The organism is Diaphorobacter oryzae DSM 22780 (assembly GCF_059568935.1).
Genome location: NZ_JCANUL010000010.1, coordinates 92,778 through 108,230 on the forward strand (window position 1 = coordinate 92,778; position 15,453 = coordinate 108,230).

The following is a 15,453-nucleotide window of genomic DNA, read 5'->3' on the forward strand; positions in this document are numbered from 1 at the left end:
TGCAGGCTTCAGACAAAAACAGGCTCTAGCGCTTATAGATAAGCGCCAGCAGCTATCAAAAACAGAGTATTCAGCGGCGCACGGTCAGATGGCCGGGTGCGTAGCGTACAGCTCCTGCTGCAGCGCCTGGAGCGCACTCAGGTACTGCGGGCGGCCGCCAAAGCTGCGCACCAGCTCTACCGGGCTACCCAGGTCGGTGAAGGGCTGTAGCTTGAAGACTTCGTTGCTCTCGATGGTGGTGATGCCTTCGTCGGCGTATTTGTCGAGCAGGGAGTCGAGCACCTTGCGGGCCACGGGGCCGTACTGGGTGAACGCATTGCGCTTTCTGACGCGCTGGGCGCGCTCGCGGCGGGTGAGCGGAGGCTGGTCGTAGGCCACATGCAGCAGCAGGTCGAACGGGTCGAGGTCTTTGCCCACTTCATCGGCCAGGGCATCGAGCAGCACGCCCTGCCCTTCGAGTTCGTGCAGCAAGGCGGCCTTGCGGTCGGCCTGGTGCCAGGTTTGCAGGAACCGGTCGATCGAATCGTATTTTTTCAGCAGGTTGATGCGGGTGTAGTCGCGCAGGCTCTCCGTCACCAGCTTGCCCTGGGCGTTGAGGTACTGCACGCGCTCGCGGGCCACGGCCACGGTGACCTGGCCACCGACGATGTATTTTTTGGGCTCGTCACCTCCAGGCCCTGTAACGAGGGGGCCCAGCGGATCAGTGAGCTCCAGTGCGGAGGGGTCGTCGGCAGGGTGCATTGGCGCTGGGGGCGGCTCCGGCGGCTGGACGGGATCGCCGGGCTGGGGTTCATAGACCTGCACCGGCTCGCCATCGAAGTCCTTGTCGGCGAACAGCTCCGTGGCGCGCTTGAAGTCCAGGATGGTGAACCAGGTTTTGCCCAGGTCTTCGCGCAGCCGCGTGCCCCGGCCAATGATCTGCTTGAACAGCGTCATGGACTTGATGGTCTGATCCAGTACGATGAGCTTGCAGGTCTGTGCATCCACCCCGGTGCTCATGAGCTTAGAGGTGGTGGCAATCACCGGGTAGGTTTTCTCGGGGTCGATGAAGTTGTCCAGCTCGCGCTTACCCTCGGCGTTGTCGCCGGTGATCTGCACCACGTACTTGGGCTGGGTCGCGCAGATGTCGGCGTTGGCGTTGCTGAGCGCCTGGCGCATGCGGGCCGCATGGTCGATGTCCTCGCAAAACACAATCGCTTTGGCGTGGCGGTCGTTGGCTTTGAGGTACTCGGTGATCCTGGCCGCCACGACCTCGTCGCGCCGCTCCAGCACCAGCTTGCGGTTCATATCGGCGCCGGTGTAGATACGGTCTTCGATGAGGTTGCCATGCTTGTCGCGCATGCCCTCAGTAGGGCGCCAGCCGAAGGTGTCCTTGTCCAGGTCGACGCGGATCACCTTGTAGGGCGCCAGGTAACCGTCCTCGATGCCCTGCTTGAGACTGTAGGTGTAGAGCGGCTCACCGAAATAGTCGATGTTGGAGACGTCTTCGGTTTCCTTGGGGGTGGCGGTCAGGCCGATCTGCGTCGCGCTGCCGAAGTAGGTCAGGATGTCGCGCCAGGCGGAGTCTTCTGCCGCGCTGCCGCGGTGGCATTCGTCCACGATGACCAGATCGAAGAAGTCCGAGCTGAACTGCTTGTAGATGTTGTCGGCCTCGTCCGAGCCCGTGACGGCCTGGTAGAGCGAGAGGTAGATTTCGTAGCTCTTGTCCACCTGCTTGGTGGTTTTGTTGAGGGCCAATTCCACGTCATCGACCGTCACCTGGCCCTGGGCATCGACCCGCTCCACCCCCTTGGCATGGGGGCTGAGTTTAGCCATGGCGCCCTTGAAGGGGCGAAAGTCGTTGACCATGGTCTGGTCGATCAGAATGTTGCGGTCGGCCAGGAACAGGATGCGCTTCTTGGCACCGCTTTTCCACAGGCGCCAGATGATCTGGAAGGCGGTGTAGGTCTTGCCCGTGCCCGTGGCCATGACCAGCAGCACGCGGTTCTTCCCGGCAGCGATGGTTTCGACCGTGCGGTTGATGGCGTTCATCTGGTAGTAGCGCGGCGTCTTGCTGGGCGCATAGTCAAACGCGGCGACATCGCGCACCGCGTCGCTCCAGCCTTTCCAGGCGCAGTAGCGGCTCCACAGCTCGGCGGGGGCCGGAAATTCATCCAGAGTCAGGTTGCGCTCCAGCACGCCATCGGCCAGCGTGGCATCGCGGAACACAAAGCCGTCGCCATTGCTGGCGAAACTGAACGGCACACCCAGCAGTTCGGCATATTGAATGGCCTGGGCCATGCCCGCGCCCACGGCATGCTGGTTGTCCTTGGCCTCCACCACGGCCAGGGGAATGTTGGCCTTGAAAAACAGGGCGTAGTCGGCGCGCAGCACGGTGCTTTTGTCGCGCTGGGCCTGCTTGCCGCGCACCACCACGCGACCGGCGCGCAGCGGGTATTCGCGGTAAATCTGGTCCATGCCGTTCCAACCGGCCTGCTCCATCGCCGGGCGGATGAACTTGTCGCAGATGTCGCTTTCCGAAAGGTTCTTCTTATGCATGGCCTTCCCCCCGAAACGGTCCATGGCCCTGCCATGCGTTTGCTACGTTTTGTTGCACGTCATTATTGACGACACGCGTCTGATTCCGAATACAGCCTTCTACAGGCATTCACACTGAACCTCCCTCCCCCTGGCCTGCTCGGGCTGCTACCCGTCTCATTGGCACCGACCTAAGCCTCTTGAGTTTGCTCGAACTGTAAGAGACGGAGATAGCCAAACGGTACAAAGCTGTCCTCCCAAATGTGCATCTTCATGCAGCAATACCACTGCCGCCCCTTGCGCGTCTGGTGCATCTCCGGGTCGCACGCCTTGTCCGCTGGTGCGATGAACGTGTTGCTACCGCACCAGCCCAACCAGGCCTCACCCCGGAGGCGGGGGTAAACCCTGAAGCACTTTTTGTGTATCCACCATGAGAATTCGCACACTAAAAATGTTTTTTGCATACAAAGTAATGAATTGCATACCAATCATCTTGAGAGCACTGGAGGCGGTCGAGGCTCCACGGGCTGAGCAAATCGACAAGGATGGGCAATGAGTCGGTTACTGAATGCCTATTGCCAAGCTCTGGAGGCCGTGTGTGCGCTGCTGATGGCCGCCATGGTGGTTCTGGTGTTCGGAAACGTGGTGATGCGCTACTGCTTTAGCACTGGCTGGCTGATCTCCGAGGAAATTTCGCGCTGGATGTTTGTCTGGATGGTGTTCATGGGCGCGGTAGCCGTGATGCGCGAGCGCGGCCACATGGGCACGGACATGGTGGTCGTGCGGCTGCCCACCTGGGCCCAACGACTGTGTCTAGTGGTGGTGCAGCTACTCATGCTCTATATCACCTGGCTGATGCTGACGGGCAGCTGGATGCAAGTACAGGTCAACCGCGAAACCGAGGCGCCGGTGAGTGGCTTATCTGTTTCCATTTTCTACTTTGCGGGCGTGATGTTTGCCGTGTCCACGTTGCTCATCCTATTGCACCAGTTCTGGCGCACCGTGACCGGTCGGCTCTCCGATGCCGAGTTGGTGATGGTGCAGGAATCCGAAGAAACAGCGCACCTTGTTCTGCCTCCCGCCCCTGATGCTGCGGTGCACAAGTAAGCCACCCCACAAAAATCGGAAACAGAAATGACTGTGCTCATCTTTGTAGGCGCGCTGCTGGCGGCCATGGCCATCGGCATGCCTATTGCCTACGCCCTGCTCTTCTCGGGCCTGGCGCTCATGCTGCACTTGGACCTGTTCGATGCGCAGATCCTGGCCCAGAACGTGGTGAACGGGGCCGACAGCTTTCCGCTGCTGGCCGTGCCGTTTTTCATGCTCGCCGGCGAGATCATGAACGTGGGGGGCTTGTCCAAGCGGATAGTGAATCTTGCGATCACACTGGTGGGGCACATGCGCGGTGGCCTGGGTTTTGTGGCCATCATTGCTGCCTGCCTGATGGCTGCCCTTTCGGGCTCGGCGGTGGCCGATACCGCGGCGCTGGCATCCCTGCTGCTGCCCATGATGGTCAAGGCCGGGCACGATAAGGCACGAGCCGGGGGGTTGATCGCATCGGCCGGCATCATCGCGCCGGTGATTCCACCCTCCATCGGGTTTGTGGTGTTCGGCGTGGCCGCCAACGTGTCCATCGGTAAGCTGTTCATGGCCGGCATCGTGCCGGGGGTGCTGATGGGCGTAGCCATCGCCATCGCCTGGTGGCTGGTGGCATCACGTGAAAAGGTCACCTTGCCTGCGGCCTCCACAACGCGCGAGAAGCTGGTGGCGCTGAAGGAGTCGCTGTGGGCCCTGGGCCTGCCCATCATCGTGCTGTTCGGACTGAAGTTCGGCGTGTTCACGCCGACCGAGGCTGCAGTGGTGGCTGCGGTGTACGCCCTGCTGGTGTCTACTTTGGTTTATCGGGAAATTAGCCCGCGCCAAATGTATGCCGTGTTCGTGTCGGCCTCCAAGATTACCGCCGTCATCATGTTCCTGGTGGCAGCGTCCATGGTGTCGGCTTGGCTCATCACCGTGGCAGACATCCCGGACCAAGTGATCGAGCTGCTCAGGCCTTTCATGGACAACCCCACGCTCTTGTTGATTGCCATCATGGTGCTGGTCATGGTTGTGGGTACGGCGATGGACATGATGCCCACCATCCTGATCCTCACCCCGGTGCTGATGCCCGTCATCAAAGAGGCAGGCATCGATCCGGTGTACTTTGGCGTGCTGTTCATCATGAACAACGCCATTGGCCTGGTAACCCCGCCAGTGGGTTCGGTGCTGAACGTAGTGGCCGGTGTGGGCAAGATGCGCTTGGATCATGTGGCCAAAGGGGTGCTGCCTTTCATGATGGCTCAGTTCATTGTGATGTTCCTGCTGGTGCTGTTCCCATCGATCGTTCTGGTACCTCTGAACTTCCTGACCAAATGATCCCCAGAGACTTCCCATGAATACAAAGCAAGTCCCGAAGTCCACCAGCGCCGGCGTCTACGAGGCGGTGAGTGCCCATCTGAATGCGCTTCGCTCCGCGATCACCGAACCGGTACGCGTGCGCGAGGAAGATCTGGCTAACCAACTGGGCGTGAGCCGTACGCCGGTCCGCGAAGCCCTTATCCGGCTCGACAGCACCGGCGTCATCAGCCTGCGCCCCGGACGCGGTGCACTCCTGCAGCCGGTGAGCGACCGTGACTACCGCGAATGGCTACAGCTGCGGGAACAGCTCGAAGGCTTTGCCGCCCGAGAGGCCGCGCTGAACGCATCGCAACGCGACGTGATGGCACTACGCGCCATTTTCGCGCCCTTCGAAGAACCAGGTATGGCCGAGGCCAAGGCCGCCCAGTACTCGCAGGCCAACGTGGCTTTCCACGTGGAGGTCATCCGGCTGGCCAACAACCACCTCCTGGAGCGAGTCTGGGCCTCTTTCGGTCACCCCCAGACCAGCTACCGCCGCCAGACCATCGCCCGCCTGCACCGCAGCGCCGACTCCCTACGCGAGCACCTCGAAATCATCAATGCCATCGAGCAGCGCGATGCCGACCGAGCCGAATCCCTGGCGCGTTCCCATGTGCGCGCACTGCATATAGCGGTTGAGCAGGAAGACGCGCCGCAGGCCACGCCAAGTATTTCTCCATAAAAGCAGTTCCATGAAGTTTCTGAATTTCCTCCACGCCGATGGCGCCCGCCTCGGTGCCCTGATAGCCGAAACCCGAATCCTTGATCTAACGGCCTCATGGCCGGCGCATCCCGCTCCCGCATCGGTGGACGAACTGATCGCTGGTGGCGACGCCGCCCTCGCCTTGGCCCGCCAGGCCATCCAGAAGGCGTGCGATGCCGCAGTCAGCAGCCATGCCGCCAGCACGTTGGCTTACGCCGACGCCACCATCCTGCCACCGGTAGCCGCCAGCGGTCGCAACATCTTCAATGTGGGCCGCAACTACCGCGAACACATCATTGAAGGTAACCTGGCCAACGGGCGCCCGGCAGATGCTTTTCCGAAGGCAATCGAGTTCTTCACCAAACCGCGCACCGCCCTGGTCGGACATCGCGGTAACGTGCTGCGCCACGGCAAACTGACCGACAGTCTCGACTACGAAGTTGAGCTGGCCATAGTGATCGGCAAGGGCGGTCGTGACATTACAGCCGACAAGGCCCACGAACATGTGTTTGGCTACACCATCCTGAATGATGTTACGGCACGCGACCTGCAGCGCCTGCACGGCCAATGGTTCAAGGGCAAGAGCCTGGACACCAGTTGCCCTCTGGGCCCTGTGGTGGTGCATGCCAGCGCCGTAGACAACCCCGACAACCTGAATCTCGTTCTGGAAATCGATGGTCAGGAGCGCCAGAACGACAACACCAACTCGATGATCTTCAACGTGGCGACGGTGATCGCGCAGCTTTCGGCTGGCATGACTCTACTGCCCGGGGACGTCATCGCGACCGGTACCCCAAAAGGCGTCGGTTTTGCTTTGCGCCCGCCGCAGTGCCTCGAAGTAGGCCAGACCATGCGTGCCCGCATCCAGGGGATCGGCGAACTGACCAACACCGTTGTTGCCTGAAGCGCCGCAGCGCCCGTACTCCCCTGTTCCCTTCCAATTTTCCTGTCCGCGGAGACACCATGGCCTTGATGACACCTTTCCTGCCCAACGCTGAAAAGCACGGCCCCCTTGATTCGCGCAACGTAGCGGTGAACGACCTGCCCTGGAAGCCCACCCCTACACCCGGTATCGACATGAAGGTACTTGTCAAGGACGACGACACCGGCTTGCTTACGGCACTGTTCCGCTGGCAGCCCGGCACAGTGCTAGCGCTCCACGAACACGTCGAGATCGAGCAGAGCTACGTGCTTGAAGGTGAGTTCGAGGACGACGACGGCGTTTATTCCGCCGGAAATTTCGCTTGGCGCCCCAAGGGCCATCGCCACGTGGCCCGCTCCCCCAAGGGGGCGCTAGTGCTGTGCTTCTTCCTCAAGCCCAACAAGTTTCTGGGTGGCGAACTCGACGGCCAGGAACTGAAGTAATTGGCCGAATCCCGTTTGACGATTGCTATTTTTTTAGGAGACAAACATGACAAAGCAAAAGACTTCCCGCCACATTCGCAGCTTGGCCCTGGCCGCAGCCACTGGAGTAGTCGCGCTGGGCAGCGCCCAGCTGCATGCCCAGGACATTCAGGGCCGCAAGATCAAGTTCAGCTACGCTGTGGCTAAGGACAACCCCATTGGCCTAGCAGTGGACAAGTTCGCACAGATCGTTAATACCAAAAGTGCTGGCAAGATCAAGGTCACCGGTTATCCCAACGCCACGCTGGGCAACGAAATCCAGTCCATGTCCTCCGTGCAGGGTGGCATGCTGGAGATGTCAGTGGTGTCCACCGCCGGTGCCGCAGGCAACGTGAAGGAACTGGCCATTTTTGACCTGCCTTTCATTTTCCGCAGCGAGAAAGAAGCCGACGCGGTGGTGGATGGTGAAGTCGGACAGTTGCTGCTCCAGAAATTCTCGGAAAAGAACCTGATTGGCCTGTGCTATATGGACTACGGCTTCCGCCAAGTAACCAATAGCAAGCACCCGATCAAGCGACTGGAAGACTTCCGCGACCTGAAGCTGCGCACGCTGCAAAACCGGGTATACATCGACATCTTCAAGGCACTGGGCGCCACGCCGCTGCCCCTGCCTTACCCGGAAACTTACACAGCCCTGGAAACCAAGGCCATCGACGGACAGGAAAGTGCCTATCTGGTCACCAAGTCCAGCTCGTATCAGGACATCCAGAGCTACTTGACCGAAACCCGTCACGTATACCTGCCCGCCGTCGTTCTGGTGAGCAAGAAGCTCTGGGACCGCATGGGTAGCGCCGAGCGCAACATACTGGAATCCTCGTGCAAGGAAGCACAGGCCTATCACCGCGAAGTGAGCCGCAAGATGGAAGCAGACGTGGTCAAGGAGCTGATCAAGGCTGGCATGAAGTTCAACACCATCGAACCAGCGGAGCAGACCCGCATGGTGCAGGCGACTGCATCGATCATTGAGAAGTACAAGCCGGAGTTGGGCGTGGACCTGGTCAACAAGACCATGGCCACCATCGAGAAAGTTCGCAAGACGGCACCCTGAGTCTGACAGGGCAATTGCCTACGACCGGCACGGTCCGGTCCATAGCCGGCAGGACGCGCCCACCACGATGGCGGTGGGCCGTCTTCCCCCACCAGTCGCCGAGCCCGCTGTATCGCCCACGGGCCGGCAGACGCGTGCCTGTGTGCCACCGCTTTTGTCCTAACCTTCCATGCTGCCTCTTTCGACATTGCTTCCCTACGAACTCACCGGCCAGCGTGTACTGATCACAGGTGCCGCCGGCGGCATTGGCCAGGCTGCGGCACGGCTGTGCGCGCGCCTGGGGGCCGAGGTGCTGTTGACAGACCGTGTAGCTCCTGCACAGGGTTTCATGGAGGAGCTGCAATCGGTTGGGGAGCGTCGGCACAGCTTTGTCATCTGTGATGTCCGCAGCCGCCCTCAGGTCGAGGCACTTTGCGACCAGGCCGGGCCGATTGACGCCGCGATCCTGAACGCAGGCATCTATCCAGTGACCAATTGGGAGGGTGACGACTGGGCAGATCAACTGCATGAGGTCATGGACGTCAACGTGGCCGGACCCGCCCATTTCGCGCGTGCTCTGCTGCCCGGAATGAAGGCTCGGGGCTATGGGCGCCTGGTCATCGTCGGATCGGTGGCAGCCTACACAGGTGGCAGTTTCAGCCATTCACCTGTGCATTACGCAGCATCCAAGGGCGCAATCCACACCTTTGTCCGCTGGCTGGCCCGTCGGGCGGCGCCGGAGGTCATGGTGAATGCCGTGGCACCGGGTGCCATCGCAACCTCCATGGTGGCTGTAGCCGATCCCACAACGCTGAAGAACGTGCCAGTGCCGCGCTTCGGTTTACCGGAAGAAATTGCCTGGCCGCTGGCCTTCCTGTGCACGCCCGGCGCCAGCTTTGTCTGCGGAGCCACGCTCGATGTGAATGGCGGCTCCTACATGCGCTGACTGGCAATACACAGAGGGTAGAAACATGAATATGCAATTCCAAAACCTGCGCGTGATGGTGACCGCAGGCGCTTCAGGCATCGGTCTGGCAATTGCGCAAGCCTTTTCGCAGGCAGGGGCCAGGGTGCAGATCAGCGATATTTCCGCTTCCGCCCTCGCAGCTGCCGAGCCCTCGCTGCCGGGTGGAGGCGGTTGGCTCGCGGATGCATCGGACCCAGCCGCTGTCGATGCCTGGTTTGACCACGCCTTGGCGGAGCTGGGCGGACTCGACGTGCTCGTCAACAACGCAGGTATCGCTGGCCCTACGTCACGCATTGAGGACATCGAGCCGGAGCAATGGGACGCCACCATGGCCGTCAACTTGCGTAGCCAGTACCTGTGCGTACGCCGATCCATCCCCGCACTGCGAGCCTCACAGTGCGCCAGCATCATCAACCTCAGTTCGGTAGCCGGGCGCTTGGGCTACCCACTGCGCACCCCCTATGCCGCATCCAAATGGGGTGTGGTAGGCCTGACCCAGAGCCTCGCGCTGGAACTGGGAGGCGATGGTATCACCGTGAACGCGATCCTGCCGGGCATCGTGGACAGCGAGCGCTCCCGCAGCGTTACGACGGCCAAGGCGCAGGCACGCCAGATCAGCGAAGAAGACATGCTCGCGGAAATTCTGGCGAATGTGGCCTTGCATCGCAAGGTACCGGTTGCCGACGTTGCGCAGACAGCGCTTTTTCTGGCGTCCCCAGCAGGACGCAGTTTCACCGGCCAGAGTCTCAACGTGTGCGCTGGTATCCAATCCTTGCGTTAAAAGAAAGCTGCTTTCATGACCTCCTATTTCGAGAAAAACTTTGCACTTACGGGCCGCGTGGCTTGTATCACGGGTAGCGCCACAGGCCTGGGTTTGGCCATCGCTCGCCACCTAGGTCAAGCGGGCGCGCGCATTGTGGTGAATGATCTGGATGCTGGCCGCTGCGAAGAAGCCTTGCGCTTGCTTGCGTCAGACGGTGTGGACGCGCGCCACGCTGTGTTTGATGTTTCTCAGGCCGGGGCGGTGGGCGAGGCCATAGACATGCTGGCGGCAGACGGCTGGACACCTGACATTCTGGTCAGCAATGCCGGCAACCAGAACCGCAAACCAGTGACCGAGATGACACTGGCACAGTGGCAATCGCTTTTTGATGTGCATGTCAACGGTGCCTTCAATTGCGCGCACGCGGTGCTACCACACATGGCGCGCAAGGGCTTTGGTCGGATCATCCTGATGTCTTCCGTGGCGGGCCAAGCATGCATGCCGGGCATCGCCGCTTACGCATCGGCCAAAGGCGCTATCGCCGCATTCACCCGAGCACTGGCTGTGGAGTATGGCGGCGCCGGCATCACCAGCAATGCGCTGGCACCTGGTTTTGTGCGCACTCAATTCACACAAGGACTGCAGGAACGCGAGGGATTCGACAGCTTTCTACAGAACGCCGTGCCCCTGGGCCGATGGGCCGAACCCGATGACATTGCACCTGCGGTGGTGTATCTGGCATCAAACGCAGGGGCCTTCATCAACGGGCACGTACTCGCCATCGATGGCGGCATGCTGGCCCGCATGTAAGGGACCGGCTGATTTCCTCGCCCTTCGGCGTGATCCTTGAACCATCTCCACGAACAAAAAAGATCCCTATCTATGTTGTACATGCACATCGTAATGATGGAGCTAATCCCAGATGCTGGCCCCGAATTTTTCCGTCAAGTGGAAGCCTATTCGGTGCGGATTCGTCAAGAATGTGTGGGCGTAAAAATTTACCATTTTGGAGTCAACGAGGCAGACCGGGCTAGTGGCTACACCCATGCCCTGGTGTCCGCCTTTGAGGATTCACCTGCTCACGACACATATCAAGTTAGCCCTGCCCATGTAGAAATGAAAACCTACATGGGGCCATACATCCAGCGACTTGCGGTTTTCGATGGATCAACGCCTCTGCATTTGCAATAGCCTGAGCTGCGATAAAGCATTGAGGCGAAGCCACCGTCAAAAACAGTCCACAATCGCTGATCAGCTAGTTCTGGTTAAGACTGGTTGCAGTCGCTAAAAATTCCCGGACCATTGGCTGTTGCCGACTGCAAGGTCATTGGACATTTCGCCGGCGGAGCGACTGCTGGACCACCGTGACGGGCCATTTGCAGACGCTCGCGCATGGAGCGACCACGATTCCGGAGCAGTGGGCGCTTCAAGGACAGCTCTTGCGGGCAAGGAACTGGCGGTTTCGACCCGTTGCCGCCGCTGGTTGTTTTCAACTGATTGCCAGCTTTGCAGCGATTGCTGCCGTTGGCTGCCGATGCACGTTTGTCGGCTACTCTGCATTAAGCGGTCATTCGATGGAGCCGTGTTATGTCAGCCTGCACCGTACAAAGTACCTTGCACAAAAGCTGGAACTTTTTGGCGGTGCCTGTGCCTGCTGTGGTATAGCTGCGTCTGGGGTAGGGAGCATCTCGTCTCGCTTCCGACTTGCGCAACAAAGCCAGCCCGTTCACTTCGTCATATTCCAGACTTCCTGGCTAACTCATCCAGCCTCAAAAATCTGTAGTCTGTAAGTAGGGCGGGTGCGGCTTGGCCAATGTCATTAAGGCATTGACGCAGCTGCGGTGATAGCCACTGCGAGTGATCACCCAAAATAGCGGATAGTAGTAGCAGTGCTTCATCCGGAAAGCGGGCTGAGAGAGCAGATTCCTGCAATCGTCGAATCACATGATCTGGTTGCTGAATCACACGCAGCCAATTGCCAACTACTGCCATCGCCGAAGGTAGCTCGTTCCCCGCTGCGATGCACAGACGAGCTAGCGACTCTGCGCTGGCGCTTGATGCCTGATTGTTTGATTTCGGCCAGATTTTTTCCCAGAACGGCAAGACCCGATTCTTCCAATAGTCTTCACGCTGCTCACCCGCACTCTCCAAGGCTTGCACCAAAGCTTGAGCCGATTTGCGCAGGCCGTCCGCAGGAAGTGCGCGGACAGCAGTGGCCAGTTGCGCTGTGGTGAAGGTGTCACCAGGATCAAGTGCCGCGAATGTAAGTAACGCCGCGAATTGCGTTTTGTGTTTGCCCAACTGTCCGTAGTGGTTGACCGTTTCCAGAAAACTAGGCTTTATCGCCTCCATCAGCGGACGATAAAGCCGTGGCGACCACAAAAAACCCTCCCAAGCTGCCATTGCTTCGGGTTCGATGCGGTTCCAGTCAAGCAGAGGTACGAGATGTTCTTCCGACCAAGCCCTGTCCACACGGAATAACGAAAGAGCGTGCGCGGCTAGCAATACCCGACCATGTTTGAACCTGGCGATCCGCGTATCGCATAGCTCGGTGAAAACGGTCTTGTAAGTTTCTGGCAGCCCTTGCTCGTCATTGGGCTCTCGGCGATATAGCCGATCCAGCAATGCCCATGTCACGCGTCCGACCGGATGATTGATAGCGCGGAAGACAGGATCGTCAGTGTCTTCATCGCCCCCTAAATCCAAGCTCAAAATGCGCTGAGCAATAGTTAGGAAGTGACCTTCGTGGCTTTCAGAGGTTTTTGCTACGGCTTGTAGCCAACCACTAACGCCGTGGGACAAGGTTTCCATCAAGTTGTCAGGGATATCAACAACGACCGGGGCCATTAAGGTCCACGATTGGTCCTGTAACTTTTCTTCAGCCCAAGCTTGCAGAGCATCGCGCCAGCGCTCTACAGGCCAATTTTTCTGATGCGCGAGTTCGCTTAGAGCCTCGGCGGTTTCCTGAAGCATTTCTGAGCACAATTCTCGCCAGTCATCTTGCTGGGAGCCGTCCAACACAGGATGTTCCAGCAGATATTCCAGTACGCCTTGCCTCGTTCGTGGAATAGGAGTGAATGGCTTCCATGGGTCCCGATCTCCGACCCAGCCGCCACCTCCCATCCAAATGGGGAATTCATCACTCTCGTCTACAGCTAGCTGCCACGGGTGCTCTGCCGAGAGGGTATCGAGTCGCGTTTGTCCCGCTTCGCTGAGGGTAGCGCCTGCTTGGGCAAATTTTGCTAACCGCAGCCATACGCCGTGATCAACGATATTGATCCAAGCATCGTGCTCAATATCGACACGGTACAGATTGCGGGGCGGTCCGGAAAGAATGGCCTGCTCCAATTCAACCTGCATCGCTGCATTCAGCTGAGGCGTCAAGGAAACCAACAGGCGCATGGTTTCGCGTCTGGTTTCCTCCGACCAGAGCCATCGTCGCTCATCTGCCAACAGCCAGTCCAAAGCCTGCCGAAGCGAAATGACACGTCCTTGTGCAGCTGCAAACATCGCGAGGCGCCTGAATACCGGGTATGAATTTCCGTGCACCCAACTCTCAGCCATCGCTCGCGCCCGCTCCGGCGATTTCTCTGCGGTGGCTAGCCACGCATCGCGTGTCAGTTCGATCAGCGCCGTCCAATCGTCAAAGTCCCTGTTTTGCGAATGAACTGAAATCGAAGGCTGACGGACGTACGAGTGGTCTTGCTCCCTACTTACACCACCAAGTTCACGCATCAGGTCGAGCGCATCGCGCAGCAAGGCGTTGAAGTCTTCTAGTAGGTCCGGTAGTGCCGCTGTCCACTGGTCATTCTTGGGAATGTCGTGAAGGCTGGAATGGACATGATCAGATGCCAGTACAACCTCCCACTCCACAATGTTCTTGATTTGATCTTTTTCCTGGTCGTCATCATCCGCGCCAGACCAGCGGAACGGTTCGCGCAATGAGAGGCAAGGGGTTAGCGCTGCCCGAAGGGCCATGCGTACGCTAGCGGTCAGCCCATCGCGCTTGAACTGTTCATGCCAGCGGTAAAGGCTCAGATTACGTATGCCGGACTTCACGTGGCCGTTTAGTAGCAAGCGCCAAAGCGTTCGCATCGCTGGGCGCGGAATGGCATTGGGCGCGCTCGCCCGGATGCGACTCAATTCACTGGTGTTTCCGTCACTTGTGAATTTATCTAGCTCATCAAGACGACCTTCGACTAGCCAGACCAATCGTTCGTGCAGTTGGCCGCCGCGATTGATCAGCCAGAGCAACAGCTTTGGGTCGTCAAGGTGACGAATCATCCAGCGGGCCAGTTGGAGTATCACCGCATCCCAGCCGCTACTGCGATATCCAGCGTCAACAATGGCCATCCGCGGCGCGAGTGAGTACGGTGCGGGCCTGCTGGTTAGGCTGTATACGAGTTGCTCGTCTACAGCCGCTTGGGGGGGAACACCAAATCGCCCCAAGTCGGCGTGCCGATAAAGTTCCTGGCTCAACGGCTCCAACCAGTCCAGCGACGCCACTGGGTCGAGTTCGGCAAACCGCTTGGCGGGCAAACCGCCCGGATCACTCAATGCCCACAACATCCGCCCCACGAAATCGTCCTGCTTCGTGCTCGCTAAAGGGCGTGCGATAGCGCATTCGACAACGATGCGTTCCTTGCCGCGCACGCCGTCATGGTAGGTGTTGGCCCAAGCTCTCACGGTCTCGTGAAGAAAGGCGTGTTGGTCATCGTCGCGATAGAGAATTGGCGTAACGTTCTTCGCCTGCCATTCATTGGCGCTAGCCACCTCTGTACCCTCGGAATAGCTACCGAAGGCGAACATTTCATATGGACTTTCTCCCATCAAGCGGTCTGCAGCCAGGGCATCAGTCATGTAGCGCAGCACCGGATCGTTGATGCTGTATCCGACGAAGCACACGGTGAAGTTGCGAAACAACTCGCTTACGAAGCGTGCGGCCCAGCGTTCGGTCAAGTAGGCCAGCCCGAAGTCACCGCTGGAAACCACCAAGCGATCCAACTCGCCTGCCGTTACTGTCTCTGGCAGCAAGCCGTGCAAATACACCAGTCCATCCCACCTGGACTTTGGCACAGGTAGTAGAGGCGCTTTGAAGTCTGCGAGCAACGGTAATTTCGTTGCTCTCACTTCCTCAAACAGACGATCAAAGTTGGTAGTGATAAGCCGCGTTCGGCCCTCGCGATTCTGCGCCAACGTCAGCAGAGCCTTGTGCGTGGCTATAGCGTTCGGAGCCGCAAGGTTGGGAGTCAGGATCGTCGCCAGCTCACGGCGAACTCTCCCTCGGCCACCGACGACATCCGTTTCCAACAGGCTAATGGCAGTGTCAAATTGCCCAGCCCGAATCGCGGACTGCTGTACCGGATTGGGTGTGATCCCGAGTGCTTCGTATAGTCTATTCACAAGGCCGGAAAATCCGGGCAGTTGCGCTGGATATGAAATGCCCGCACCGCAAAAGAACACTACGCGCCCACTTTCATGGGCCTGCAATAGACGCTCAGGTACGTCAGGACCGCGATTAATAAACTGCATTTGAAGTGAACTGCGCTAACAACATTTGAGAATCATGGCACTACTAGACAAAGTGCCACCGTAACTTGGCTTGCAGGACTGTAGCGAGGGAGGCAACCTCGGCA

12 protein-coding genes are annotated in these 15,453 nt (G+C 59.2%); 10 read left to right on the forward strand and 2 right to left on the reverse strand.

The genetic code is table 11. From position 1 onward, the window contains the following. Nucleotides 1–84: 84 nt before the first annotated feature. On the reverse strand, nt 85–2,538 hold the full coding sequence (hsdR, locus tag BP68_RS14990; RefSeq protein WP_496373166.1) for an EcoAI/FtnUII family type I restriction enzme subunit R: 2,454 nt from the start codon (nt 2,536–2,538) through the stop codon (nt 85–87). A 531-nt stretch (nt 2,539–3,069) separates the two neighbouring features. Here hsdR and BP68_RS14995 point away from each other — a divergent pair. The 10 genes from BP68_RS14995 (at nt 3,070) to BP68_RS15040 (ending at nt 11,008) form a co-directional block, all read left to right on the forward strand. Beyond that, on the forward strand, nt 3,070–3,624 hold the full coding sequence (locus tag BP68_RS14995) for a TRAP transporter small permease (protein WP_496373168.1): 555 nt from the start codon (nt 3,070–3,072) through the stop codon (nt 3,622–3,624). Between the two features lie 27 nt (nt 3,625–3,651). Next, a complete protein-coding gene (locus BP68_RS15000) occupies nt 3,652–4,932 on the forward strand; it encodes a TRAP transporter large permease subunit (RefSeq protein ID WP_496373170.1) in 1,281 nt (426 codons plus the stop codon). 16 nt (nt 4,933–4,948) lie between these two features. Next, a complete protein-coding gene (locus BP68_RS15005) occupies nt 4,949–5,635 on the forward strand; it encodes a GntR family transcriptional regulator (protein ID WP_496373172.1) in 687 nt (228 codons plus the stop codon). 10 nt (nt 5,636–5,645) lie between these two features. Then, nucleotides 5,646–6,560, forward strand: coding sequence for a fumarylacetoacetate hydrolase family protein (locus BP68_RS15010; protein ID WP_496373174.1), 915 nt, complete (start codon nt 5,646–5,648; stop codon nt 6,558–6,560). Between the two features lie 59 nt (nt 6,561–6,619). Continuing rightward, nucleotides 6,620–7,021, forward strand: a complete 402-nt coding sequence (locus tag BP68_RS15015) for a cupin domain-containing protein (protein WP_496373176.1) — start codon at nt 6,620–6,622, stop codon at nt 7,019–7,021. Between the two features lie 46 nt (nt 7,022–7,067). After that, on the forward strand, nt 7,068–8,108 hold the full coding sequence (locus tag BP68_RS15020; protein ID WP_496373178.1) for a TRAP transporter substrate-binding protein: 1,041 nt from the start codon (nt 7,068–7,070) through the stop codon (nt 8,106–8,108). A 169-nt stretch (nt 8,109–8,277) separates the two neighbouring features. Continuing rightward, nucleotides 8,278–9,033 (forward strand): SDR family NAD(P)-dependent oxidoreductase, encoded by a 756-nt coding sequence (locus tag BP68_RS15025; protein WP_496373180.1) that lies wholly within the window; start codon nt 8,278–8,280, stop codon nt 9,031–9,033. 25 nt (nt 9,034–9,058) lie between these two features. Beyond that, nucleotides 9,059–9,835, forward strand: a complete 777-nt coding sequence (locus tag BP68_RS15030; protein WP_496373182.1) for an SDR family oxidoreductase — start codon at nt 9,059–9,061, stop codon at nt 9,833–9,835. 15 nt (nt 9,836–9,850) lie between these two features. Next, on the forward strand, nt 9,851–10,627 hold the full coding sequence (locus BP68_RS15035) for an SDR family NAD(P)-dependent oxidoreductase (RefSeq protein ID WP_496373184.1): 777 nt from the start codon (nt 9,851–9,853) through the stop codon (nt 10,625–10,627). 72 nt (nt 10,628–10,699) lie between these two features. Continuing rightward, complete coding sequence (locus BP68_RS15040) at nt 10,700–11,008, forward strand: Dabb family protein (RefSeq protein ID WP_496373186.1); 309 nt, start codon at nt 10,700–10,702, stop codon at nt 11,006–11,008. Nucleotides 11,009–11,551: 543 nt separating this feature from the next. On the opposite strand, the gene dsr1 is transcribed toward BP68_RS15040, so the two are convergent. Then, nucleotides 11,552–15,349 (reverse strand): anti-phage defense-associated sirtuin Dsr1, encoded by a 3,798-nt coding sequence (gene dsr1, locus BP68_RS15045; protein ID WP_496373188.1) that lies wholly within the window; start codon nt 15,347–15,349, stop codon nt 11,552–11,554. Nucleotides 15,350–15,453 lie beyond the last annotated feature (104 nt).

Coding starts and splice junctions, on each gene's coding strand:
- hsdR (WP_496373166.1), bottom strand. CDS start 2,538: ATGCATAAGAAGAACCTTTCGGAAAGCGACATCTGCGACAAGTTCATC.
- BP68_RS14995 (WP_496373168.1), top strand. CDS start 3,070: ATGAGTCGGTTACTGAATGCCTATTGCCAAGCTCTGGAGGCCGTGTGT.
- BP68_RS15000 (WP_496373170.1), top strand. CDS start 3,652: ATGACTGTGCTCATCTTTGTAGGCGCGCTGCTGGCGGCCATGGCCATC.
- BP68_RS15005 (WP_496373172.1), top strand. CDS start 4,949: ATGAATACAAAGCAAGTCCCGAAGTCCACCAGCGCCGGCGTCTACGAG.
- BP68_RS15010 (WP_496373174.1), top strand. CDS start 5,646: ATGAAGTTTCTGAATTTCCTCCACGCCGATGGCGCCCGCCTCGGTGCC.
- BP68_RS15015 (WP_496373176.1), top strand. CDS start 6,620: ATGGCCTTGATGACACCTTTCCTGCCCAACGCTGAAAAGCACGGCCCC.
- BP68_RS15020 (WP_496373178.1), top strand. CDS start 7,068: ATGACAAAGCAAAAGACTTCCCGCCACATTCGCAGCTTGGCCCTGGCC.
- BP68_RS15025 (WP_496373180.1), top strand. CDS start 8,278: ATGCTGCCTCTTTCGACATTGCTTCCCTACGAACTCACCGGCCAGCGT.
- BP68_RS15030 (WP_496373182.1), top strand. CDS start 9,059: ATGAATATGCAATTCCAAAACCTGCGCGTGATGGTGACCGCAGGCGCT.
- BP68_RS15035 (WP_496373184.1), top strand. CDS start 9,851: ATGACCTCCTATTTCGAGAAAAACTTTGCACTTACGGGCCGCGTGGCT.
- BP68_RS15040 (WP_496373186.1), top strand. CDS start 10,700: ATGTTGTACATGCACATCGTAATGATGGAGCTAATCCCAGATGCTGGC.
- dsr1 (WP_496373188.1), bottom strand. CDS start 15,349: ATGCAGTTTATTAATCGCGGTCCTGACGTACCTGAGCGTCTATTGCAG.